This is a genomic window from Flavivirga sp. 57AJ16 (assembly GCF_028736925.1).
Classification (GTDB): Bacteria; Bacteroidota; Bacteroidia; order Flavobacteriales; family Flavobacteriaceae; genus Flavivirga.
In genome coordinates this window covers 181,649-207,216 of sequence record NZ_JAQZAT010000008.1, presented here as the reverse complement: position 1 = coordinate 207,216, position 25,568 = coordinate 181,649, and the positions used below count along the sequence as shown (strand labels likewise).

Sequence of the window (25,568 nt, the reverse complement as noted above, 5' to 3'; positions counted from 1 at the left end):
GTATAAAGAACTAAAAAAATAATAACTTTGCACAAATTAAAGAAAATTAATGGCGAAAGAAAATATAAGCACAGACCAACTAATATCTGTAATAATAAATGGCATTGAAGATGTTAAAGGTAAAGAAATAAATATTCTAGATTTAAGAGAGATTGAAAATACGGTTTGTGATTACTTTATAATTTGTGAAGGAACTTCAAATACACAAGTAAACGCCATAGTCAATTCAATACAAAAGAAAGTAAGCAAAGAACTTAAAGACAACCCGTGGCATACTGAAGGGGTCGATAATGCCGAATGGGTATTAATAGATTATGTAAATGTTGTAGTACATGTGTTTCAAAAACACATAAGAGAGTATTATGATATTGAAAGTCTTTGGGGTGATGCAAAAACAACAGTTATAGAAACTAGTTACTAAAAAAATCAAATGGCAAGCAACAAAAAAAATACAAAAGATAAAAAACCAAAATTTAGTCCGTACTGGATTTATGGTATATTAATAGCTGTTTTCTTAGGTTTTCAGTTATTCAGTAATGGAAGCTATCAAGATGGTAATATGACCACACCTTCAGACTTTTTTAGGTTTTTAGAAGATGGTGATGTTGAAAAAGTAAATATAGTAAAGAACACACGTGTCGCTAAAGTTTATTTAACCAAAGAGGCCGAAGCCAAAGAAGTTCATAAAAAATCCAAGCCCACATCGCTTATACCTTCTGCAACAAAATTACCAAACTATAAATTTGAATTTGGTGATCTTCAAAATTTTGAGAATCGCTTAAACGACCTTACAAAAGATCTAACAGTTAAACCGGTTGTTACGTTTGATACCGAAACAAACGATTGGGGAAATCTTTTAATGGGCATACTTCCCTTTATTTTACTTATTGGAGTCTGGATTTTTATTATGCGACGTATGTCTGGTGGTGCTGGTGGTGCTGGTGGAGGACAGATTTTTAATATCGGAAAATCTAAGGCAAAACTTTTTGACCAGAACACCGAAGTTAAAACAACGTTTAAAGATGTTGCCGGTTTAGAAGGAGCCAAAGAAGAAGTTCAAGAAATAGTCGACTTTCTTAAATTTCCAGAAAAATATACGACGCTTGGTGGTAAAATTCCAAAAGGCGCTTTACTTGTAGGCCCTCCAGGAACAGGAAAAACATTATTGGCTAGAGCTGTTGCCGGTGAAGCTAAGGTACCTTTCTTCTCTTTATCCGGTTCAGATTTTGTTGAAATGTTTGTTGGTGTTGGGGCATCCCGTGTACGAGATTTGTTTAAGCAAGCCAAAGAAAAATCACCCTCTATAATTTTTATAGATGAAATAGATGCCATTGGCCGTGCAAGAGGTAAAAATGCCATGTCTGGAAGTAATGATGAACGTGAAAATACACTTAATCAGCTATTGACAGAAATGGATGGTTTTGGCACAAATACAAATGTTATTGTAATTGCCGCGACTAATAGAGCCGATATTTTAGATAAAGCATTAATGCGTGCGGGACGTTTTGATAGGCAAATCTTTGTTGATTTGCCAGATATCCGTGAACGTAAAGAAATTTTTGAAGTGCACTTAAGACCTTTAAAAAAATCCAAAGATCTAGACACAGATTTCCTTTCTAAACAGACCCCTGGATTCTCTGGAGCAGATATTGCCAATGTTTGTAATGAAGCTGCATTAATTGCTGCCAGAAATGGTAAGAAGGCGGTTGATAAACAAGATTTTCTTGATGCTGTAGATAGAATTATTGGCGGATTAGAAAAGAAAAATAAAATAATAACACCAAGTGAGAAGAAAGCGGTTGCCTATCATGAAGCTGGTCATGCCACTGTAAGTTGGATGCTCGAACATGCTGCACCTTTGGTAAAAGTAACTATTGTTCCTCGTGGCCGTTCGTTAGGTGCTGCATGGTATTTACCAGAAGAGCGCTTAATTGTTCGACCAGAACAAATGCTAGATGAAATGTGTGCTGCTCTTGGTGGTCGTGCTGCTGAAAAAGTGATTTTTAATAAAATATCTACTGGAGCACTTAGTGATTTAGAAAAAGTAACCAAGCAAGCTAGAGCGATGGTAACCATATATGGGTTAAGTGATAAAGTTGGAAACTTAACCTATTACGATTCTTCTGGACAAAACGAGTATGGTTTCACAAAACCTTACAGCGAACAAACAGCAGAATTGATTGATAAAGAAATTTCAGACATCATTGAAAAACAATATCAACGAGCCATTAAATTACTTGAAGACAATAAAGACAAGCTAACAGATCTTGCCGAAGTACTTCTCGAAAAAGAAGTCATCTTTAAAGATAATCTTGAAAAAATATTTGGAAAACGTGCTTTTGAAAAAGAAGAGCTTAAAAACTTGGACAAATAGATCGATAAGCGTATAATTTTGTTAAGCTTTTAGTAAAAATCTTAAATTAACCGTACGGTTAATTTAAGATTTTTTATATTTGATAAACCTCAAAAAGAATTCTGTTAATAGCAATCACTTAAATGAGTCTTTTTAGAAAAATTTTTGGTTCCAAGTCCGAACGTTCAGGAGAAGAACTAAAATCTGATGATAGAGGCAAATATATGCCAGAAATAAAACTACCAATAGACGAAAGGTTTACCATAAACTTTAAAGCTAATGGTGGTAAGTTTTTGTATTGTGAAAATTTAAACGAAATATTTTTAAACTTAGAACATATTCTTACAGAAAACAGTTGGGAAGAAAAAAAGACCTTGCTATTTGATGAGCACTTAAAAGATAAATTTATAAACTCTAATTTAGAGCATACAAATAAAATAAGTGAAGCTACTTTTTTTTTAACAACCTGCGAAAATCTCATTGCTAATGATGGGTCATTACTGATATCTTCAAAGCAAATTTTCGAAAAGAAACTTCCAGAATTGCCCATAAACTTTATTGTATTTGCAACTACAAGTCAAATTGTTGAAAATATTGGAGAAGGCTTACGTGGTATAAAATCTAAAAACAGACAAAAAATTCCAACTAATATAACAACCATAAAACACTTTAAATCTAGTGATGAAAAAGATTTTCTAAGTTATGGCAGTAGTGCAAAAAATCTATACCTACTACTTTTAGAAGATTTATAGAATGAAAGAAACCCTTATTCGATCGCTTTCTGGGCTACTCTATGTCTTGCTATTAATTCTATGCCTGAATTACGAACAACTATTAATTGCTCTTTTTTTTGTTTTTGGCATGGTCTGTATGGGGGAGTTCAAAAAACTCATTCAGCTTAAAAGCTATATCCCCTATCTTATATTCATTATACTTTATGCTGTTTTTGGGTATTGGCAATCGGTACTAAATACCGATGCTGGGTTAGATGAAGCCACTCAAATACTTATGGTGCTTACTATTTTTGTTCAGTTATTTTTAATAAAGGATTTATTCTCTGAAAAAACAATCCCCCTCTTTGCTTCAAAACGATTTGTTCTTACAACTTTTTATTTATCGAGCGCTTTTGTATTCTTAATCTTAATAGCAAATTATCATAAAAACTATGACCCAAACATACTATTGGGATCTTTTATTTTAGTTTGGATGAATGACTCTTTTGCTTACTTAATTGGTAAAAATTTTGGAAAGCAAAAGCTTTTTGAAAAGATTTCACCTAAAAAAACAGTAGAAGGTTTTCTTGGTGGTTTATTTTTTTCGTGTGTAGCAAGTTATTTTATTGCTACCTTTACAGAACTTTTGGGGTTTACAAGTTGGCTGGTTTTAAGCATTATTATTAGTGTATTTGGGACTTTAGGGGACTTAGTCGAGTCTAAATTTAAAAGACAAGCCAATGTTAAAGATAGTGGTGTAATCATGCCTGGTCATGGTGGGTTATTAGATAGACTGGACAGCATTATTTTTGCAGCTCCTTTTATATATTTATTTTTAAGAATTTTACAATATGTTTCATAAAGAAGGCCATAAAATTATACTGATAACTTTTGTATTTATTATTGCATCCTTTTTATTGGTTGACAATTTCATTGAGATTGAAGGACTAAGAACGCTCATTCTTATTGTGCTATTAGTATTTTTAATACTTATCCTTCAGTTTTTTAGAAACCCTAAACGGCTTATTTCACCTAATAACAAACAAGTAGTATCTCCTGTTGACGGAAAGGTTGTTGTTATAGAAGAAGTATTTGAAAAGGAATATTTTAAAGAAAAACGCCTGCAAGTAAGTGTATTTATGTCTCCAATAAATGTACATGTTACACGTTATCCAATTAGTGGTAATGTTATTTTTAGTAAATATCATCCAGGGAAATACTTAGTAGCCTGGCACCCTAAAGCAAGCGAAGAAAACGAACGCACCACAATTGTTGTAGAAAACAAAACTTATGGCAAAGTTTTATATAGGCAAATTGCAGGAGCCTTGGCAAAACGTATTGTAAACTATGCCAAATTAAATGACAAGGCCATACAGGGTGAAGACTCTGGTTTTATTAAATTTGGCTCAAGGGTCGATTTATTTTTACCTTTAGACACCAATATAAAAGTGCGACTTAACCAAAAAGTTCGTGGAGGAGAAAGTGTTATTGCTGAAGTTTAATGACCAAAAAAGATTTAGATATAGAGTTTCAAAATGCTGTTAACAGAGTAAATGCTTATACCGAGCCTTTTCCTGCAGATACCCTTTTGAAGCTTTATGCATACTACAAAAAAGCTACCAATGACTATGGCAGGCCAAAAAGCAAGAAACCTATAATTAATGCCTTTAAAACCAATGCACTATTCCAAGCTAAGGATATTAGTGAAGATGAGGCCAAACGCCAGTACATAAACTTAGTGAACAATTATTTTCTATATAGGAAGTAAACAACCTCAGTCTACTCCAAAGTAATAAATCCGAGAGCCCGTTCTAGAGCCTAAAATTAACTCTTAGGTCGTGGTATCAACCCGAGTCCAGTTAAAAAAGTGGAATTAACCTGTCACGACAAAGGCATGGTTCAACGACCTGTTTTGTACGCATGGCTTCGTCCAATGTTATTAAGTTAAGGCTGTTGAGCCTTTCGGCTCCAAGTTTATACTGAGCGTAGTCGAAGTACTCAAGACAGGCTAAAGTCGAAGACCTATTGGAGTTCTAGTTTTTATTAGCATTTTGACTGTGCTCCCGACATGATGGATGAAATCTTCTTGAGGCTTCGACTGCGCTCCTTGTGACAAATAAAGAACAAATTACCTTAACTTAATGACATTGGGCTTCGTCACTTTTCTCATGCAATAAGTATGGGCTAGCTAATAAACATAAAACTTTCCTAAACGAGTTGCTGCTTTTCTAAACTCATTTCAGGAAGCTCAGCACATGTCGCAGGAATGGAAAAACAAAAAGCCCATCAACAATACATTGATGGGCTTTTTGAATGAAGAAAAATAGTTAAAGTTAACTATACCATTTCTGCTATTATTTCTTCTTATCTTCTAGTTTTTGAACCGAGTCATACATTATTGGCGTTGCAATAAATAATGATGAATATGTTCCTACAATAACACCTACTATTAAAGCAAACATAAAGCCTCTAATGGAATCGCCACCAAAAATAAAGATAGCTAATAGTACCACTAAAGTAGTTAGCGACGTGTTTAATGTTCTACTTAATGTACTGCTAAGCGATACATTTACAACACGCTTAAATTCCCAGTTACCATGTTCATTGAAGAATTCACGAATTCTATCAAACACCACCACGGTATCATTTAACGAGTAACCTATAACTGTTAAAATAGCAGCAATAAATGCCTGGTCTATTTCCATGTTAAATGGCATAAATTTATATGTTAAAGAGAATATCCCTAATACAATTAACACATCATGAAATACAGCCGCAACTGCCCCTAAAGAGAATTGCCATCTTTTAAAACGGATTAAGATATAAAGGAACACCACTATTAAAGATCCTAAAATCGCCCAGAATGAAGCTTGTTTTATATCATCGGCAATCGTTGGACTTACTTTATAATATTTCATTAGGCCAACAGTTTTAGTATCAGCATCACTAATAAAATCATCATAAGACAGGCCATCTAAATATGGTTGTAATGCATTAAATAATGATTTTCTAATAGCTTCGTCAGCCTCGGATCCAGTCTCATTTACTTTGTACTTCGTCGTAATTTTTAACTGATTAGTAGCCCCGAAAGTTTTAGCATCCGCACTATTAAAAACCTCTGGTTTTGATAACACGCCTGTAATTTCAGAAGCACTAACGTCTTGAGCAAAGCGTACCTGGTAGGTTCTACCTCCAACAAAATCCACACCTTGATCCAAACTGTTAGTAAACAAAGACCCTAAACTCAATAAAATAAAAGCCCCGGAAATGATATAAGCAACTTTACGTTTTTGTAAAAACTCGATATTGATATTTCTGAAAAGTTTTTTTGTAACAGCTGTAGCAAAATCCAGTTTACCCCCTTTGTTAACATACCAGTCAATTAACAATCTAGTAATAAATATCGCTGTAAATAAAGAGGTTCCAATACCTATTAATAAAGTCGTTGCAAACCCTTTAATTGGCCCTGTTCCAAATATAAATAAAATCAATGCTGTTAAACCAGTAGTAATATTAGCATCTAAAATAGAAGATAAGGCATTACTAAAACCATCCGTAATAGCTTCTTTCTGTCCTTTTCCTTTAGTTAATTCTTCTCGAATACGCTCAAAGATAAGTACATTTGCATCCACAGACATACCAATTGTTAATACGATACCTGCGATACCCGGTAATGTTAACACGGCTCCTAATCCTGATAAAACACCAAAGATCAATAAAATGTTCAATAACATCGCAACATCTGCAAAACCACCTGCTTTACCATAATAAAATACCATCCATACCAATACCAACACTAATGCTATTAAGAACGACATAGTACCACTATCAATAGCTTCTTGTCCAAGTGATGGTCCTACGACTTCACTTTGAATAATATCAGCCGATGCCGGTAATTTCCCTGCACGTAGTACGTTTGCTAAATCGACCGCTTCATTTAATGTAAAATTTCCAGAAATTGAAGAATTCCCTCCTGCAATAGGTCCGGTTGTAACACCTGGAGCAGAATACACTATATCGTCTAAGACAATAGCTATTTGGCTTTGCTGAGCATAGGCCTTACCCGTCATGTCTTCCCAGATCTTAGCACCTTTTGCATTCATCTGCATAGAAACTTCAGATCTATTCGCAGCATCAAACTGATTGCGGGCATCAACAATAACAGCACCACTTAATGGAGGTGTATTATCTCTATTCCCTACTAGAGCATATAAATCTACTATCTCGCTATCTTTTTCTGGTTTTCCAAAAACAAATTTAGCATAACGTTGTTCTGCTGGCAATAACTCTCTTACTTCTGGCCTGTTTAAATAATCAAGAAGTGTTGCCTTATCTTTAAGCTCAAATCTCCCAATAACAGGACCGCCCTGGTAACCTTGCCCTCTAAATAAGTCAAAAATAGGATTGTTTTCGGTCTCAACCGCTGTAGAATCTGTTGTCGCATCTCCTAATAGGTCATCGATAGTATCATCCTCTGCACTTTCTTCATCTTGAGGTTCTTGTTCCTCTTCGGTTGCCTCAGGCTTAACAGATTCTTTTAAAAGTTCGTTTGCCTGCGCTAAAAAGTTAAAGAATTGCTCACCTTTATAAGCATCCCAAAACTCTAATTGGGCCGTGTTCTGTAATAATTTTAAAGCACGCTCCTTATCTTTAACCCCTGGTAATTCAACTAAAATTCGCCCTGAATTACCGAGACGTTGAATAGTAGGTTGTGTAACACCAAATTCATCAATACGCTTACGCAATACCTCAAAAGCAGAAACGATAGACTCATCCACTTTTCTCTCTATAACTTGTTTAGCCTCATCATCAGACATATTACTATTAATTTCACCATCTAAATCCTTGGTGTAAAAAATATCTGGTGATGCTAATTTTGTATCGCCTTTAATAGCATCAAAAGCCCTGAAAAAAGATTCCAAATAGGATTCTTGAGCATCTTTTTGAAGTTCTTCTGCATCATCTAAAGCTTTATTAAATGCTGGATCCTTACTTTTGTTTGCCAACCCTTCTAAAATATCCCTTACAGATATCTGTAACGTCACGCTAACACCTCCTTTAAGGTCTAAGCCTAAAGGCATCGCTTTTTCCTTCACTTCATTATAAGTAAATTTAGAAATACCAAGGTTAAAAACGGTATCGGTCGCAATAGACTCTAAATAATTAACTTCCTCCTGGCTTCTTTTAGCGCGATAATCGACTTCCGTCTCTGGAATTTTATTGATGGCGATCTCTTCCGCATCGCTTTCTATTTGATTTGCTTTAAATGTGAACGATAATTGGTAAATACTTACCAATCCGAACAAAATTGCAAACAGCTTTACTAGTCCTTTATTTTGCATGCTTCTATGATTTTTTGGTCAAATTTTTTAAAACGAGCAAATATATGATTTGCTCTATGATTTGATAATTATTTTTATGATACGAATAAGATGTTTTTTAGCTTTTTGAATATATGGTGAAAGCCAGTCTTATCGCATGTTTTGATTTTTGGAAAATGCTTTTTAAAATTCCGTATTTCTTTTCCGAAGGTATTTATACATACCTCTATTTGAAATAGCAAAAAAGCATTATTTAAGGTTAAGAATTTTTGTTAACAAGACGGCCCTGCTCTAACATCAGGAACATGGTGAGACATATTATCTATAGCAATGGCAATATGTCTACTTACTTTATAGGCCGTTTTAACAACGCTATCTTCCGCACCGGTATTCAGTTTACCTATAAATAAATTAGGATTGGAAAATCGGTCAGATTTGTGTTTTAATTCTGCAACATAAGTGCCATTTAGGTCAGATCCAGCATCTGTGCCATTTTGGATTTCATATACATCTAAACTATAACCACTTTTGTTCTCATTGGAAGGAAGTCTGGAGCGTTCTTTATCTTTACTATGTGAAGCGTAATCAAGTTCTAATTTTTTTTCTTCGGAAAGTATTTTTTTTATACTGGTGACATTAACATCGCTATAATATGTGATTTTTAGCCGTCCGTCTTCTTTCTTCCCGACTTGTATATTATCTATTCCTAGAGTTTGCAATTGTTTCTTTACAACTGCAATGGCATTTTGAACCTCATCTAACGTAACCTCGTCATAGATAAACTCCATGACAATTTCCTGATTGGGTACAGAAATTTGCTTCTGGCAAACACTCAGTAAAGTGAGGGCAATAACTAAAGTACTAAAGTACCATTTCGCTTTCATGCGCGTTTATCTATTGTTTTGAATTGTTGCATGTAGCATCCCGTGATCATTTCTACTATAAATATTTTGTTGCGGATGCTTCAAGCTCCAAATATAAAAAAATAAAGACTGTATTTCTACAGTCTTTGTATAAATTCTATTTTAAAGTATTGAATACTAAAATTCTAATAAGCCATTTGTCTTTCTAACACCTTCTGCACTAGCTTGCATATGTGCTTTTTCAGCATCACTAAGTTCTATATCGACAATGTTTTCAATACCGTTTCTACCTAAAATAACCGGTACACCAATACAGATATCATTTAGACCATATTCTCCTTCTAAAAGCGTAGAGCAAGGGAACATTTTCTTTTGGTCGCAAGCAATGGCCTGTACCAAACCACTAACTGCTGCTCCTGGTGCATACCAGGCAGAAGTACCCAATAATTTAGTAAGTGTAGCACCACCTACTTTAGTATCTTCTTTTACCTGATTTAATCTGTCTTCACTTAAAAATTCAGATACTTTAATACTATTTCTAGTTGCCTGACTCGTTAATGGTACCATCCCAGTATCACTATGTCCACCTATTACCATACCGTCAACATCACTAATAGGAGCCCCTAAAGCTTCAGCTAATCTATATTTAAACCGAGCAGAATCTAAAGCCCCCCCCATACCAATAATTCTATTTTTAGGTAAGTTGGTCGATTTATGTGCCAGATAGGTCATGGTGTCCATGGGGTTACTAACCACTATAAGAATAGTATTTGGAGAGTGGGCTATTAAACTGGATGATACTGCTTTTACAATACCAGCATTAATCCCTATCAATTCTTCACGTGTCATTCCCGGTTTACGAGGAATTCCAGAAGTAATGACACAAATATCACTATTTGCAGTTTTACTATAATCGTTTGTAATACCAGTTATTTTGGTATCAAAACCATTTAATGATGCACACTGCATTAAATCCATTGCCTTTCCTTCTGCATACCCTTCCTTGATGTCTAATAAAACGACTTCTGAAGCAAAATTTTTAATGGCAATATACTCTGCACAACTTGCACCTACTGCCCCTGCTCCTACAACTGTTACTTTCATGTATTTATAAATTTTGATTGTTATTGATAACTTTTGATTATTTCCTTTTTAATGACATTTTATTGACACAAATCTCGCAATATAAAAGCCTAAGTTATATGATTTTGGTCATACAAAACTACAAATTAATATTGAAGTGATTTAAACTTTTTTCAATTGATTGCAACCTGCCTCGCCGGCAGGCAGGAATGCTTCTTTTCATCCTTTTTTTGTCTTTTTATTACTATTACTTCATGCTCTAAATAAAAAAAAAAGTACAAGATTAAATCCTGTACTTTTTAAACTATAACAAAAATATAAACTAATTAAAATTAAACAATTTTCTGTTTCTTGATAGGACTATCTAAAGCCAAAATTAAGCCCCAATGAAAAGGCGTTAAATTTAGATAAATGATATTCTGCATTAAGTCTGAAGAAACTTAATTTTAATTTTGCTCCAATAGTTCCTCTTACAGAGGACGCCTCACTAGAAATTGAAAATGGATCCACAATAGGTTCAGATGTCAATGCACCACTTGTAACTCTATACGTACCTAATAAATCTGATTCAGATTTTCCTTTCACATATCCTATACCGCCATAGAAATTAAAAACCGGTAGTTTAGTTGATGTCATTAACTGAAACAACCAGGTATTGGTATCATTTTCAAGACGTTGATTTTCACCTTGAACTCCAGACGAATCCGTTAAGTCGTAAGAAGCTCCTAAATGTGTATAAGCCACTAAACCGGATATGGCAACCGGCAACAACTTATCTGCTGGTAGCCACTTGGTAAATTCTAATTGCAAGCCAGCTCCATACATACTTAAAGACACATCATCTGTATCAATTTCAGGAACAAAACGTGCTTTTACCTCTATACCTTTACTAAGTCCTACTGCCCCTTGAATAAAAGCTGTTGGCAATAAGTTGGCACTTCCAGAACCAATACCGTCCGGCAATTCTATTTGTTCTGTTTGGCTTCCAAAAATAGGATCGTCGTATTCTATTTCGATAAAAATTGGAGGATCGTTTTCCCCCAGCACAGAAGATACCATTTGAGAATTTGGTCCTTGAACAAAGCTAACATTGTTATAATCGTCTGTGTTCAAGTTAAATGTTTTGTTTTCTCCTTTTACGGTTGCTGCATTGACAATAACCGAAATCTCAAAACCACCTAAGGGCTTCGCTGCAGCCGAATTAAACCAGTTGGCATTCATGCTATACATTAATCCATTAGTACCAGGTGCCAGATAATCCTGTGCAAAACGTTCTGCATCTTCTACACCGGCAGCAAGTAATGCATCAATGTCGTTTTGTGCTTCTAACATCGTTGTCGTTAAAATAAGCGACGCGAATAGGGTTATTCTTTTCATCTTTTTTATATTGAGTTGAGACAAAAATATAAAAAAAACTACACAAAACAACTTTTTATCGTAAAAAAATGCATTTCATCGATATTTGTAATTCAAAAAAAGCCTTGGCATTAACAATACCAAGGCTTATTAAACAACTATTTTTTAACTATTTAAGCATCAATATTCGCATAAATAGCATTCTTTTCGATAAAATCCCTACGCGGCGGTACTTCATCTCCCATTAGCATTGAGAAAATCCTATCTGCCTCAGTGCCATTATCTATTTGCACCAAGCGCATGGTTCTAAACTCTGGATTCATAGTGGTATCCCAAAGTTGCTCTGCATTCATCTCTCCAAGACCTTTATAACGCTGTATTTTACTTCCATCTCCAAACTCAGCTATAACTTCATCCCGTTCTTTATCACTCCAGGCATATTGTTTTTTAGCACCTTTCTTCACTAAATATAAAGGCGGCGTCGCAATATATACATGTCCGTTTTCAATTAATTCCTTCATATATCTAAAGAAGAATGTTAAAATTAGCGTTGCAATGTGGCTACCATCAATATCGGCATCACACATAATAACTATTTTATGGTAACGTAATTTGGACAGGTTCAATGCTTTACTATCTTCTTCGGTACCTATAGTAACTCCAAGTGCTGTAAAGATATTTTTAATCTCTTCATTTTCGAATACCTTATGGTGCATGGCTTTTTCGACATTCAATATTTTTCCACGAAGTGGAAGAATGGCTTGAAATGCTCTATCACGACCCTGTTTGGCCGTTCCACCCGCCGAATCTCCCTCAACAAGAAAAACTTCACATTTTGCTGGATCTTGTTCTGAACAGTCTGATAATTTTCCAGGCAACCCACCAATGGACATGACCGTTTTACGCTGAACCATCTCACGTGCCTTCTGGGCAGCATGACGTGCTTGAGCTGCCAAAATGACTTTCTGAACAATGGTTTTTGCATCATCAGGATGTTCTTCCAAATAATCTGTTAGCATTTCAGAAACTGCTTGACTAACAGAAGCCGACACTTCCCTATTTCCCAACTTTGTTTTTGTCTGTCCTTCAAATTGGGGTTCTTGAACTTTTACAGAAATAATGGCTGTTAATCCTTCACGAAAATCATCACCTGCGATGTCGAATTTCAATTTATCCAACATCCCAGAACCATCTGCAAATTTTTTCAAGGTATGCGTTAACCCTCTTCTAAATCCAGAAAGGTGCGTGCCTCCTTCATGAGTGTTAATATTGTTTACATAGGAGTGTAAATTTTCAGCATATGAGGTATTATAAATCATGGCAACCTCAACTGGCACACCATTTTTTTCACCTTCAAACGCAATAACATCTTTCATTAAAGGCTCACGAGTGGCATCCAAATACTTGATAAATTCCTTTAGCCCTTCTTTAGAATGAAATGTTTCGCCTTCAAACTCACCGTCTTCTTTTTTAGACCTTTTATCAATTAAGTGAACCGTAATCCCTTTATTTAAATAGGCCAACTCTCGCAAACGGCTTGCTAAAGTATCGTAGCTATACTCTAAAGTTTGAGTAAAAATGGTCGGGTCTGGCTTAAAAGTAACCGTGGTACCTCTTTTATCTGTATCACCAATGGATTTCACAGGATACATGGCTTTTCCACGTTCATATTCCTGTTCATAAATTTTGCCTTCTCTATATACTGTTGCTTTTAAATTTTCCGATAAAGCATTCACACAACTTACACCCACTCCGTGCAGTCCACCTGAGACTTTATAAGAATCTTTATCAAACTTACCACCAGCACCAATTTTAGTCATGACAACCTCTAGAGCAGAAACCCCTTCTTTCTTGTGCAAGTCCACAGGAATACCACGACCATCATCCTCCGTAGTAATAGAATTGTCCTCATTAATAATCACCGTAATATTATTACAGTGGCCCGCTAGTGCTTCATCAATAGAATTATCGACTACTTCATATACCAAATGATGCAAACCTCGTATTCCAACATCCCCAATATACATAGATGGGCGCATACGTACATGCTCCATACCTTCCAAAGCCTGAATACTATCGGCTGAATAATTGTGCTTATTAAATTCTTCCTTTTCTTGACTCATATTATTATTTATCTATAAGTTAAAACTTGATTTTATCCCATAAAAAAATGACGCTAAGGCATCATTCTTCGGACACTAACAAATATACGAAATCAACCTACCTTTAAAAAGCATTTTAGAGACTTTATACAATAATTATCAACAATTGTTAATTATTCAAAAGTGTCTTAAATCGCCTAAAAACCATCTTAAAATGGATTTTAGCCTATTTTTTTATCGTATAACCGCTAATAAAAACTCAAAACATCGCAGAAGCGATATTTTGAATTGGCATGATTGCATTTTTTAGTAAGAAAATAAAAAAGTAGTGTCTTTTTTAATAAAAAAGAAAGCTGCTTCGTAATCTATTTTCTTAGGAACGGTTATATATGGTCAAAAAAGCGAAACTTATTTATGATACTCACCTTTATCTTAATAAAGATAACAATGCCAATTAAAAAATTCCATATACATTTAAGATTCCGTATAAATGATAGTATCATATATGAACCCTCCATACGAAATAACTCCAACGATTTTAAAGTTAACAGCTTCCATTTCTGAAAAATTGGAGTAGTAAACCCAAAAAGAGCAGAACGATTTATCGATTAAAATAACTGGGCGCGACAAAAATACTGTAGTAATTGCTTCTACTCGCTTAACCTGAAAATCTTACACAAAAAAGCGTACACAAACTAAAAATCATCGAAAATCGAAAGATGAGTTTAACAAGTAAAAAAATCATTCCATACTGTCAAGAATTAACCCCAAACGCATAATTATTATAGAACTCATAAATTAATTTCAAGTTTTTTATTAATTTGACAATAAAAATATTAGATGGGGAAAAATGATGTTTAGTACATTTATTCTATATATATTTGACGACAGATAAAGTTTTATGACAAAAAACAATAACAATAATAATTTCAATAATCCTAATTTTTAGGATCGGGAAGGTTATTGTCTAAAAATATATAAAGCCTTCCGAATTCGGAAGGCTTTTTTTGTTAATCTAATTAAACGAAACCATGAGTAAAATTATGACAGTCGACGTATTGTCGAGCATTAAAGGAGCCCAACCTTCTGAGGCAGTGAGCAAATTATTTGACGTGATTAAAAATGCACAGGCAACAAATAATACCTCCTCCTTTAATAACAATCATAATAATGGCGTGTCTTTAAATAATTTGAGAGATGATGTAGTAATTGAAAGTTCTGCTTTGGAAAAACAAATCATTAAAGACAATTTCCCAAAAGAGAAAGATGGCTATTTAGTAGTTTCTAAAGTTATAGATGCATAGATTATGGAATCTCAGATACAACACCTCCATCGGCAATTGATGGACAGGAAAATATCTTGTACCGGCTTGGTTCAGGAAAAATTAAACCTGCTTAAAGAGAACACTAACAACACCGTAAACTCTTTATTAACCGAATTAGCTTTAGAACGGGCAGCCAAGGTAGATACCAAAATTGCAAATGGTGAAACTATTGGTTTGCTTGAAGGCATCCCGTTTGGCATTAAAGATGTTTACATGCTTCAGGGCACTTATACAACAGCAAGTTCAGACTTGTTGAAAAATTATAAATCGGCATATACCGCTACGGCCATTCAAAAACTATTGGATGCAGGTGCTATCCCAATTGTAAAAGAAAACTGTGATAGCTTTGGTCATGGGTCCTCTAGTGAAAACACTATTTTTGGAGCCGTTAAAAATGCTATAAACCCAGAATTAGTTGGTGGCGGCTCTAGTGGAGGTTCTGCCGTAAATGTCGCTAAAGATTATACTGTTTTTTCTATAGGGGGCGATACAGGAGGCTCTGTTCGTCAACCAGCTGGTTATAATAACATATATGGCTTAAAACCAACTTACGGACGTATTTCACGTTATGGTTTAATGGCCTACGCATCATCAACAGATTGTGTCGGCCCTTTAGCTAAATCTGTAGAAGATATTCGTATTGTTTTAAATACGATGAGCGGTAAGGATACAAAAGACCAAACAACATACACGTCTAAAACTATTGAAGAAAAAAGTATTTTAAATGCCGCCGACATTAAAACGGTTGGTTATTTTAAAAACTTTATTGAAAGCGAAGCGATTGATGCTCAAATTAAAGATGATTTTTTAGCATCCATAGAAAAAATAAAAGCAAAAGGCATTGAAGTTAAAGAACTGGATTTCTTTAAATCTGATATTTTGGTTTCTACTTACTATACTTTGGCTATGGCAGAAACAGCTTCTAACCTATCACGTTTAGATGGCACCAATTATGGTGACCGCATCGACAATAAAGACCTAAAGGAATCTTACGCCATAACACGGTCTGAGAAATTTTCGGAAGAAACCAAACGCAGAATTGTTGGTGGAAACCAAGTATTATCTCAAGGGTTTTCTGATGAAATCTATTTAAAAAGTCTTGCTTTAAGGGATTCAATCTCTGAAAACTTTGAAAAAGATTTTGAGCAAGTGGATATTATCTTATCCCCTGTTACACCTAGTACACCACCTAAAATTGGAGCTAGTTTAAAAGATCCTTTAGCTATGTATTTATCTGATGCTTATACGGTCGGTTTTAGTCTAGGACAATTACCAACCTTGACCATTCCTCAAGGTACAAAAACAGGCTTACAGGTTACAGCAGCAAAAAATAATGACGAACTCGTTTTGAAGTTTGCTAACTTCTTAAAAGACACGATATAATGGATTTGGAACAATTAGACACCGCATTAAAAGCCCACGAGTTAGAATTGGTAATCGGACTGGAAACACATGTACGGTTAAATACGAAGACCAAGTTGTTTTGTTCTTGTCCAAACCAAGAAATAGAAACACCAAACGAGAATATCTGTTCTGTTTGCACAGGACAAATGGGCGTTTTACCTGCCATTAATAAAGAAGCGATCAACAAAGCTATTTATTTTGGAAAAGCAGTAAAATCATCCTTTGAAAACGACGTCATTTCCTGGGACAGGAAACATTATGAATACCCGGATAACCCGAAGAACATTCAGATTACGCAGTTTCATAACCCCATTATACCAGACGGACAAGTTTCTTGTTTTAGAAATGATGGCTCTCAATTTACCGTTAATTTAACGCAAGTGCATATTGAGGAAGACGCAGCCAAATTGGTGCATGAAAAAAAAGTATCCTTAGTCGATTTTAATAAGGCAGGGGTACCACTTATTGAAATTGTGACCGAGCCTTGCATTCGTCATATTGAAGACGCGTCAACCTATGCACAATACATTCAACGTATTGTTCAAAACCTAAAGATATCTGAAGCTAATCTTGAAAAGGGCGAGTTTAAATCGGATGTATCTGTATCGCTTCGTAAAAAACACAGTTACAATTTAAACCCACGTACCGAAATTAAAAACTTAAACTCGTTTAAGTTTATGGTAGAGGCTTTAAAGGAAGAGGTTGAAAAACAATTCAACTATTATATAGAACACAAAGAGTTTCGACCAGAACAGACCACCGTTTTATGGGATGCTGAACTAAAGCAAACCAAAACAATGCGTAAAAAAGAGTTTGAGGCCGATTATCGGTTTATTTCAGAGCCAGACTTACCTTTTGTTTCTATTAAAGAAGTTGTAAGTACCATTAAAGTGGATACCAGCACACTTCCCTACGCCGTGGAGTCCATTTTGATTAAAGGTGGGGTATTACCCCAAGATGCCAAGTTTTTTACAGCAGATTCGTTACGTTCTAAAACATTTATAGCTATAAATAATGAACTTAAAGACCCTTCTTTCGTTGCGAAGACATTGGTTAATAATATTGCTGCTGATGAATACGCCAATATACACCGTGTTGAACACCTTGTTGAGATCTTTCAACTATTTAAAGATGAAAAAATAACGTCTGTCTTGGTCCAGAATGCCATTACATCGTATCTAAAAGACAGGGATTTCGATTACAATAAGTATTTTGAAAATAATACCATCTCAGAATCTCAAATTCAGGAGGCTATTTCAACTGTAATTTCTAAAAACGAAGCGGTTGCAAATGACATAAAAGCTGGAAACCAAGGCAAGGCGGGCATTCTAGTTGGTAAGGTTATCGCCATTATTGGAAAAGGTGCCTCTGGAAAAGTAATTCGGGAAGGCATTCTTAATCAGTTGCAAGGTTCTGAGTTTAAAGTTCAGGGGGCCTCTCAAACAGCTAAGCAACCAACAACCAAAAACCAACAACCAACAACCAAAGCACAGGAAGAAATATTACCTAAAATTCCTATTGTTATAAAAGACGAGTACAGGACACATTTAATTTCTGATGTTTCTGAAGAAAATATTTCTGAAGATGTTACTTTTTCTGGATGGGTATCAAGTGTTCGTGATCATGGCGAGCTTATTTTTATTGATTTGCGAGATTCCAGCAACGAAGTTTTTCAAGTACGTTTAAGTAGAGAGTCATTCCCTAATTTAGATGAGTTGGTAAAATTAAAGCCAGAATCGGTTATAACTGTTACCGGAACGCTTGTCCAACGTAAAGAAGACGATTACAACCCCGCTTTACGAACAGGGAAAATAGAAATGGAAACAGCTTCTTTAGAGATTTTAAATCTCTCCAGAACACTCCCCTTCGAAATAAAGAGAGCAACCAAAACAAACGAGACCACACGTTTTCGGTATAAATACCTAGATCACAGAAATGACAATGTTCGCAGGGTTATTATTAACCGTCATAAAGTGATTAAGTTAATGCGGGATATTTTAGATGAACAAAATTTCCTGGAAATTGAAACACCTATTTTAAGTGCAGGAACAGACGAAGGAGCAAGGGAATTTATAGTGCCAACCCGCAAACAAGCCGGGGCTTTTTATACCTTGCCACAAGCCCCTCAACAATTTAAACAAATGTTGATGGTAAGCGGTTACGAAAAATACTTCCAAATTGCACGTTGTTTTAGGGATGAAGATTCTCGTGGTGATCGCCAACCAGAATTTACGCAGCTGGATATAGAAATGGCATATGCCAGCATGCAGCAAATTATAGATTTGAACACGAACATGTTCAATGACATTGTTAAGAAAATTTATGGTAAAAAATGGATTTTACATCCGTTTGAAGTTATTACCTATAAAGAGGCCATGGATAAATATGGCTGCGATAGACCCGATTTGCGTTTTGGATTACAACTACAGGATATTACAGATATTGTAAAAGACACGACCTTCCAAGTATTTAGTAAACCTATTGAAGAAGGAGGTATCGTAAAATGTATTAAGATCTCTGCCAAAGAACAAGGAAAGAAGCGTTTATCAAAAGGGCAAATAGAAAAATTAACAGCTATTGCGCAACAGCACGGTTTAGGTGGTTTGGCATATATTATTGTTAATGAAAATGATCTGCAGTCACCAATTATTAAGTTTTTAGGTGAAGACATTGCTGCTGGCATCATTAAAACAACCAACGCTCAGGCTGGTGATATTGTATTTTTCTCTGCCGCAGACTATGCAACGGCCAATAAAGCATTGGATGCTGTTCGCCAAGAATTAGGCAGCATGTTACGCCTAATAAACCCAAAGGAACTAAGACCTGCTTGGGTAATAGACTTCCCCATGTTTGAAAAAACAGATGAAGGTCGTTGGACGTTTACCCATAATCCATTTTCAATGCCTGCCATTCATCATATCGACAAGCATATGGACGGCAAAGAAGAGGAAATAGGAAGTATTATTGCACAACAATACGACCTTATCTTAAACGGTTATGAAATTGGAGGTGGTTCTGTTCGTGCCCATAAGCCTGAAATTTTAGAAGCTACCTATAAAAATATGGGCTACAACAAAGAAGACATGCTTAAAAGCGTTGGTACGATGTATAAATCTTTCCATTATGGTGCACCCCCACACGGCGGTATTGCTTGGGGAGTTGATAGATTGATGATGATATTAGAGAAAAAAACATCTATTCGTGAAGTCATGGCGTTTCCAAAAACGGGAACCAGTGAAGATCTATTATTTGGTGCGCCTTCTGTTTTATCAGATAAAAAAGTTGAGGAAATGAATGTAAAGGTGATGAAAAAATAACTTTTATACCCTGAATTCATTGGACTCATCTTGACTTTTTCTATTTCCTAAAAAAAGCTATTCATTATGAGTAGTTTTTTTTTGCTTTAAAATGTAAACTTTAACATCTGCCTACGACTTTTATAAGAACCTTAACACAATTTACATTTATCTTTAAACCTTATCTAATCTAAAAAAACCATTATGAAGAAATCAACATTTTTTACAGTTATTGCTTTTACCTTTATTATGCTGCTATCTACAAATGTAGATGCTCAAAAATTCTCTGGTCTGGATAAAAGTCCGATGGATGCAGCGGCATTTCCTACTAGCTATAGAGACGCCAATAAACTTATTAAAATTGTTTACAGTAGGCCGCAACTTAAGGGAAGAGCACTTAGTAAATTAGCACCTAACGGAAAAGTTTGGAGACTTGGAGCTAATGAAGCGGCAGAATTAACACTTTATACAGATATGAAGTTAGGAAACAAGCCCGTAAAGGCTGGAACGTATACCTTTTATGCCATACCTGGAGATAAAGAGTGGACAGTTATTATAAGTAAAGACATAAACGCTTGGGGTTCTTATTCCTATAATGAAGCAAATGATGTTGCTCGTTTATCTGTACCAGTAACATCTGAAGAAGAATCGTTAGAAGCATTCTCTATAGCTTTCGAAGAAGCCAACGGAGGCGCTCATATGCATTTAGGATGGGGAACTACTAGAGTTGCAGTGCCTTTTACTAAATAAGATCGTTAAACGGTTAGACGGTTAGACGGTTAGACGGTTAGACGGTTAGACGGTTAGACGGTTAGACGGTTAGACGGTTAGACGGTTAGACAAAATAAAAATGTTCCAATAATATAAAACCATTGGAACATTTTTATTTTGTAAATTAACGAGTACTGAACACACTGCATACTGAACACTGAAATCGAAATTGAAGTTGAAACAGGAACCAAACACTGAACACTGAACACTGAACACTGAACACTGAATACTGAATACTGAATACTGAATACTGAATACTGAATTTAAGGTATATTCAAATATTTATGCGTTTGGAGTGACACTTTCCATTTAGGATTGGCCATTACATAATCTACAATTTCCGGCACAACTTTATCACGCTTACTCCATTCTGGCTGCAAATACAAAATACAATCTTTATTAACCTTAGCAGCTTGTTCTTCTGCAAAGCGAAAATCATCTTTATTGTAAACAATGACCTTGAGCTCATCTGCCTTATTATAAACTTCTTTAGTAGGCAGTTTCATTTTTTTCGGAGACAAACAAATCCAGTCCCAAGTACCTGTTAATTTATAAGCTCCAGAAGTTTCTATATGCGTTTGAAGCCCTTTATTTTTCAATTGGTCTGTTAAAATGGTCATATCCCACATCAATGGTTCACCTCCAGTTACAACAATAGTATCACTATATTTCTTGGCATTCTCAACAATCTTAACAGTTTCAGTAGGGGGATGTAAATTGGCATTCCAACTTTCTTTAACATCACACCAATGGCATCCTACATCGCATCCACCTATACGAATAAAATAGGCTGCAGTACCCTTATGGTAGCCTTCCCCTTGTATCGTATAAAACGCTTCCATTAAAGGCAACATGTCTCCTTTATCTACCAGTAATTGTACCTCTTTTTTCATAATTTGCAAAGATACATATAACATTAATTTAATCTACTATATTTTCAGTTTCAATTCTAGTTTATACTGTTTGGTAACACACAAATATATAACGAATTAATACTCTTTTGTTTCTGGTGTATTTTAATTAGCATGAACACGAATCAGACTTTCAGTCTGTATATCCTGTTTATAGAAACTTATGTGCTTCGTTCGCTTTAAAACTAGCATACACAATTCATCCATATTGTGGTACAAACTGGTCAAAAAACAGACCTAGGCGAGCCTCTGGAAATTCTTTTCAAACAAAAAATTTCTGGATTCTTTTTATTTCACCTCTCCTGGAGCTCTTTTACGGTTCCGACCTCTCTAAAGGAGAGGTCAATTGGAAAGCTCAAGGAACTCTTTTGATTAAAATTAACAAATTTAGTAGGCAGCAGTATAACTGTTTTTAAATTTATACCATTTCTTGTTTGAAATTACTGTAAAAGAAAATGATGATTTTTTGCTTTATACAAAATTGAAAAATAAAGCAAGCCTAGCTACGGTTTCTTTTTCTATTGAAGTAGAAAGTAAAAAAGGGCGTTTTATTGCGGCCATTTCAAACAAGAAATGGTATTATTTACATCCACCTATAACACTTTTTACTGTATCTAGCGTAAGAAAAAAAAACCAAAAACACTTTGTCGTACTTCTTTTCACATAGTAAGGAATATTTTCAAAAAAATAGTGTTTCACCTTTATTTACATGCGATTACACCTCTTTTTGCTTATCGTTTATTAAGATATATACTATATGAGTTCACTTATTAACACTTTGATTTTCAATTCTATTTTTATACATTCGCCATGGATTAATTAAAATAATAATTTTGTTTTCAATCTCTTTCTCTCAAGAATGAAAAAAACGACTCTTTTTGTAGTGCTATTTTTATGTATGCATTACATATCTTATACTCAGGTGGGTATAGGAACGACTACCCCTGATGACGGTTCTGCTTTACAAATAGATAGCACTACAGGAGCTTTTGTACCTCCTAGGGTGACTAATTCGCAGATGATGTCTATTGCAACGCCATTAGACGGTGCTTTAGTATTTAATACCACTAAAAATTCGTATTACATTTACAGAAGCAGCTCTTGGACTAATCTTTCTAACTCGACTTTAGTAATAAATCGACTTTGTAGCTCCGGAAATTCAATAATATCAACTGGCAATAATACATACTATGATTTTCCAATTGGTACTAGCGATGTTCTAGCTACTAACCCCCATGTGTTTAACATTACTTCTAATGGCACAATAACTATCCTAGAATCTGGAAATTATATGTTTAGCGCTTCTTTGTCTGTAAGAAATATGCCTTCGGGCGGTGTAAAATACATCATTGCAATGACGGTAAATGGTAATTTAGTTGGTTATCTTAATAGGGGTGTCGCAACCTTAACCAGTACCGATTACTGGGGTACTAGTGGAAATATCATGTATCCTATTAGCACAAATGATATAGTAAAATTTAGATATGTCGTAAACAATAACGGCACACCCTTAGAGGGGCAAATGATTAACATTGGCATCTCTAAAATGAACTGATTACAAATAACAATTATAATAATAAATCAATTTTAACGAGTTTATATAAATTCAGATTTAGTTTAGATATAATTTTATAACTTTAACTTTACCTTTGGATTAAATAAATAGCTCTCAACCTCTACTCAAAAATGAAAAAAATAGTTTTTTTTATAATGCTGCTATGCAGTTATTATAGTTTTTCGCAAGTTGGAATTGGTACTACTACGCCATCTTCTGAACTAGAAATTGAAACCACTAACACTGGAATTCCCGCCTTACGATTAAACCCGCAATCTGCACCAACTGGTTCCATGACCGGGCAATTAGCCGTTATTGGAGACCAACTATTTATGTACGATGCTACAAGAGCAAAGTGGTTGAGCACTGGAGCAGTCGCGATTCAATTTGGAACTAATGGTAACTCAGATGGTCAAAATCTTTCTTATGGAGGTACTATGAGAAATTCAGGTAGTGGTCCTTTAATGCCATTTAATGGAACGATCGTTGGAATTACTGGTAATTGTAGTGGAGGTAATAGCAATAAAGGTTTTGAATTAAGAGTCTTTGATTGGACTGGATTTGGAACCAATACCACTATTTCATATAATTTTAATTTGTCAAATTATGAATTTAATAATTCAACATTAAATCTAGATTTTAACATAAACGATTATATATCATTAAGTTCTTCTAGTTCAGGGTCAAGTGTAGCAAATCCAGCAATAGTTGTTTGGGTTAAATGGCGTGAATAGATTAGGTTTTATCGCTTATAATCTTATTTTTTTCTTCTTCTTTTTTCCTGTATTTTTATGCAAAATTATAGCATATGGGTACCAAGGAAACTTTTTTCAAACATATCACTGAGGGCAATACAACTAAAGGTGATTTTATCCCGATAGGTGCTGCCATGTTAGATGGCGAAACTGTTACGGGGGCTCATGTAAAAATACCTTTAAAGACCATGAATCGTCATGGTTTAATCGCTGGCGCCACTGGTACGGGAAAAACAAAATCTTTACAAGTACTGGCCGAAAATTTAAGCGACAAAGGCATTCCTGTATTGCTTATGGATATTAAAGGGGATTTAAGTGGATTAGCACAACCGAGTCCTGGGCATCCAAAAATTGATGAGCGCCACGAAAAAATAGGGCTCCCATTTGAAGCGAAGCCTTTTCCTGTTGAAATATTAACCCTTTCTGAACAAGATGGGGTTCGCTTAAGAGCAACCATTACCGAATTTGGACCGGTATTGCTCTCGAGAATTTTAGATTTATCTGAAACACAATCTGGAGTTGTGGCCGTCATATTTCAATATTGTGATGACAATAAGCTGCCTATTCTGGATATAAAAGATTTCAAAAAAATACTCCAGTACGCCACTCAAGAAGGAAAAGCAGAATTTACTGAAGCTTATGGTAGAATTTCGACGGCATCAACAGGTGCCATTTTACGTAAAATCGTTGCGCTAGAACAGCAAGGTGCCGATTTGTTTTTTGGAGAAACCTCTTTTGATACCCAGGATTTACTAAGGATTGATGAGAACGGACGTGGCTATATTAATATTATCAGATTAACAGATATCCAAGACAAACCCAAACTATTCTCAACATTCATGCTGAGCTTATTAGCAGAAATTTACTCAACATTCCCTGAGCAAGGTGATAGCGACAGACCCGAACTAATTCTCTTTATTGACGAAGCTCATTTAATCTTTAATGAAGCATCAAAAGCGTTATTAAACCAAATTGAAAGCATTGTAAAATTAATACGAAGTAAAGGGGTAGGCATCTATTTTGTAACTCAAAACCCAACGGATGTCCCAGAAGCCGTCTTAGGACAGCTTGGTTTAAAAATACAACATGCCCTTAGGGCTTTTACGGCTAAAGACAGAAAAGCCATAAAGCTTACGGCACAAAACTATCCGGATTCCAAGTACTACGACACCACCGAAGTATTAACATCCTTAGGTATTGGCGAAGCTCTGGTATCTGCTTTAGATGAAAAGGGAAGACCGACCCCTTTAGCTGCTACCATGATGCGAGCACCAATGAGTAGAATGGACGTGTTAACCGATATAGAATTAAGCACCTTACTTTCAAAATCGAAATTGGTAAAAAAATACAATAAAAATATTGATAGAGAAAGTGCTTACGAAATGCTTAATGAAAAAATAGAACGTGCTGAAGCCGAGGAAGCAAAAGAAAAAGCAAGACAAGAAAGGGAAGCTCTTAAAAAAGCCGAGTCCAGAAAACGTACTACTAGTTCCAGAAGAAGTACTAGAATAAATCCTATTGTTAAAGTACTCACAAGTGCTACCTTTATAAGAAGTGTTTTTGGTATTTTAACCAAAGTACTAAAAAAATAAATCAATGAACTCATTTAAACTTTTTGGATTGAAGCGAAAATTAGTCATTTTGTATCCAGTTGATGGCTTTTTAGAGTTGTATAGCACCGCTACGGAATAAAAAAAAGTGAAAAATGGGTGCTAAAGGATAATTCTTCAGCCAATTTTAAAAGTTTAAATGAGTTCAAT

The 25,568-nt window shown here is 35.1% G+C and carries 20 protein-coding genes; 14 read left to right on the top strand and 6 right to left on the bottom strand.

What is annotated here, in order from left to right; genetic code table 11:
- Positions 1 to 49: 49 nt before the first annotated feature.
- From rsfS to PQO00_RS10845, 6 genes are all read left to right on the top strand, one after another.
- Positions 50 to 421 carry a ribosome silencing factor gene (gene rsfS / locus PQO00_RS10870; protein ID WP_274184870.1) on the top strand — a complete coding sequence of 124 codons (372 nt, stop codon included), beginning with the start codon at positions 50 to 52 and terminating at the stop codon, positions 419 to 421.
- Between the two features lie 9 nt (positions 422 to 430).
- Positions 431 to 2,374 carry an ATP-dependent zinc metalloprotease FtsH gene (gene ftsH / locus PQO00_RS10865; protein WP_274184869.1) on the top strand — a complete coding sequence of 648 codons (1,944 nt, stop codon included), beginning with the start codon at positions 431 to 433 and terminating at the stop codon, positions 2,372 to 2,374.
- 122 nt (positions 2,375 to 2,496) lie between these two features.
- Positions 2,497 to 3,105: an LUD domain-containing protein gene (locus tag PQO00_RS10860; protein WP_274184868.1), complete on the top strand. Its 609-nt coding sequence runs from the start codon at positions 2,497 to 2,499 to the stop codon at positions 3,103 to 3,105.
- Position 3,106: 1 nt separating this feature from the next.
- Positions 3,107 to 3,928, top strand: coding sequence for a phosphatidate cytidylyltransferase (locus PQO00_RS10855; RefSeq protein WP_274184867.1), 822 nt, complete (start codon positions 3,107 to 3,109; stop codon positions 3,926 to 3,928).
- Positions 3,918 to 4,568, top strand: coding sequence for a phosphatidylserine decarboxylase family protein (locus PQO00_RS10850; protein ID WP_274184866.1), 651 nt, complete (start codon positions 3,918 to 3,920; stop codon positions 4,566 to 4,568). The genes PQO00_RS10855 and PQO00_RS10850 overlap by 11 nt, the downstream gene beginning before the upstream one ends.
- Entirely contained in the window at positions 4,568 to 4,834 is a 267-nt protein-coding gene (locus PQO00_RS10845; RefSeq protein ID WP_274184865.1) for an acyl-CoA-binding protein, read from the top strand. Before PQO00_RS10850 ends, PQO00_RS10845 begins: the two co-directional genes overlap by 1 nt.
- Positions 4,835 to 5,420: 586 nt before the next feature.
- On the opposite strand, the gene secDF is transcribed toward PQO00_RS10845, so the two are convergent.
- From secDF to gyrB, 5 genes are all read right to left on the bottom strand, one after another.
- Positions 5,421 to 8,408, bottom strand: coding sequence for a protein translocase subunit SecDF (secDF, locus tag PQO00_RS10840; protein WP_274184864.1), 2,988 nt, complete (start codon positions 8,406 to 8,408; stop codon positions 5,421 to 5,423).
- Positions 8,409 to 8,659: 251 nt separating this feature from the next.
- Positions 8,660 to 9,175, bottom strand: a complete 516-nt coding sequence (locus PQO00_RS10835; protein ID WP_274184863.1) for a hypothetical protein — start codon at positions 9,173 to 9,175, stop codon at positions 8,660 to 8,662.
- 252 nt (positions 9,176 to 9,427) lie between these two features.
- Positions 9,428 to 10,354, bottom strand: coding sequence for a malate dehydrogenase (gene mdh, locus PQO00_RS10830; protein ID WP_274184862.1), 927 nt, complete (start codon positions 10,352 to 10,354; stop codon positions 9,428 to 9,430).
- A gap of 339 nt (positions 10,355 to 10,693) precedes the next feature.
- A complete protein-coding gene (locus PQO00_RS10825; RefSeq protein ID WP_274184861.1) occupies positions 10,694 to 11,710 on the bottom strand; it encodes a DUF6588 family protein in 1,017 nt (338 codons plus the stop codon).
- A gap of 152 nt (positions 11,711 to 11,862) precedes the next feature.
- Positions 11,863 to 13,812, bottom strand: coding sequence for a DNA topoisomerase (ATP-hydrolyzing) subunit B (gene gyrB, locus PQO00_RS10820; protein ID WP_274184860.1), 1,950 nt, complete (start codon positions 13,810 to 13,812; stop codon positions 11,863 to 11,865).
- A 1,010-nt stretch (positions 13,813 to 14,822) separates the two neighbouring features.
- Here gyrB and PQO00_RS10815 point away from each other — a divergent pair.
- The 4 genes from PQO00_RS10815 to PQO00_RS10800 all read left to right on the top strand — a co-directional run bounded on the left by PQO00_RS10815 (position 14,823) and on the right by PQO00_RS10800 (position 20,566).
- Entirely contained in the window at positions 14,823 to 15,095 is a 273-nt protein-coding gene (locus PQO00_RS10815; protein WP_274184859.1) for a hypothetical protein, read from the top strand.
- A gap of 3 nt (positions 15,096 to 15,098) precedes the next feature.
- Complete coding sequence (locus tag PQO00_RS10810) at positions 15,099 to 16,499, top strand: amidase family protein (protein ID WP_274184858.1); 1,401 nt, start codon at positions 15,099 to 15,101, stop codon at positions 16,497 to 16,499.
- Positions 16,499 to 19,837: a bifunctional amidotransferase subunit GatB/aspartate--tRNA ligase AspS gene (gatB/aspS, locus tag PQO00_RS10805; RefSeq protein WP_274184857.1), complete on the top strand. Its 3,339-nt coding sequence runs from the start codon at positions 16,499 to 16,501 to the stop codon at positions 19,835 to 19,837. The genes PQO00_RS10810 and gatB/aspS overlap by 1 nt, the downstream gene beginning before the upstream one ends.
- A gap of 183 nt (positions 19,838 to 20,020) precedes the next feature.
- On the top strand, positions 20,021 to 20,566 hold the full coding sequence (locus PQO00_RS10800) for a DUF2911 domain-containing protein (protein WP_274184856.1): 546 nt from the start codon (positions 20,021 to 20,023) through the stop codon (positions 20,564 to 20,566).
- Positions 20,567 to 20,850: 284 nt separating this feature from the next.
- Here PQO00_RS10800 and PQO00_RS10795 read toward each other — a convergent pair whose 3' ends face one another.
- Entirely contained in the window at positions 20,851 to 21,480 is a 630-nt protein-coding gene (locus tag PQO00_RS10795; RefSeq protein WP_274184855.1) for a 7-carboxy-7-deazaguanine synthase QueE, read from the bottom strand.
- Positions 21,481 to 21,928: 448 nt separating this feature from the next.
- Here PQO00_RS10795 and PQO00_RS10790 point away from each other — a divergent pair, with 448 nt between their 5' ends.
- The 4 genes from PQO00_RS10790 (at position 21,929) to PQO00_RS10775 (ending at position 25,400) form a co-directional block, all read left to right on the top strand.
- Positions 21,929 to 22,165 carry a hypothetical protein gene (locus PQO00_RS10790; RefSeq protein ID WP_274184854.1) on the top strand — a complete coding sequence of 79 codons (237 nt, stop codon included), beginning with the start codon at positions 21,929 to 21,931 and terminating at the stop codon, positions 22,163 to 22,165.
- Between the two features lie 192 nt (positions 22,166 to 22,357).
- A complete protein-coding gene (locus PQO00_RS10785) occupies positions 22,358 to 23,053 on the top strand; it encodes a hypothetical protein (RefSeq protein WP_274184853.1) in 696 nt (231 codons plus the stop codon).
- A gap of 131 nt (positions 23,054 to 23,184) precedes the next feature.
- Positions 23,185 to 23,787 carry a hypothetical protein gene (locus tag PQO00_RS10780; RefSeq protein WP_274184852.1) on the top strand — a complete coding sequence of 201 codons (603 nt, stop codon included), beginning with the start codon at positions 23,185 to 23,187 and terminating at the stop codon, positions 23,785 to 23,787.
- A gap of 74 nt (positions 23,788 to 23,861) precedes the next feature.
- A complete protein-coding gene (locus tag PQO00_RS10775) occupies positions 23,862 to 25,400 on the top strand; it encodes a helicase HerA-like domain-containing protein (RefSeq protein ID WP_274184851.1) in 1,539 nt (512 codons plus the stop codon).
- Positions 25,401 to 25,568: the final 168 nt, after the last annotated feature.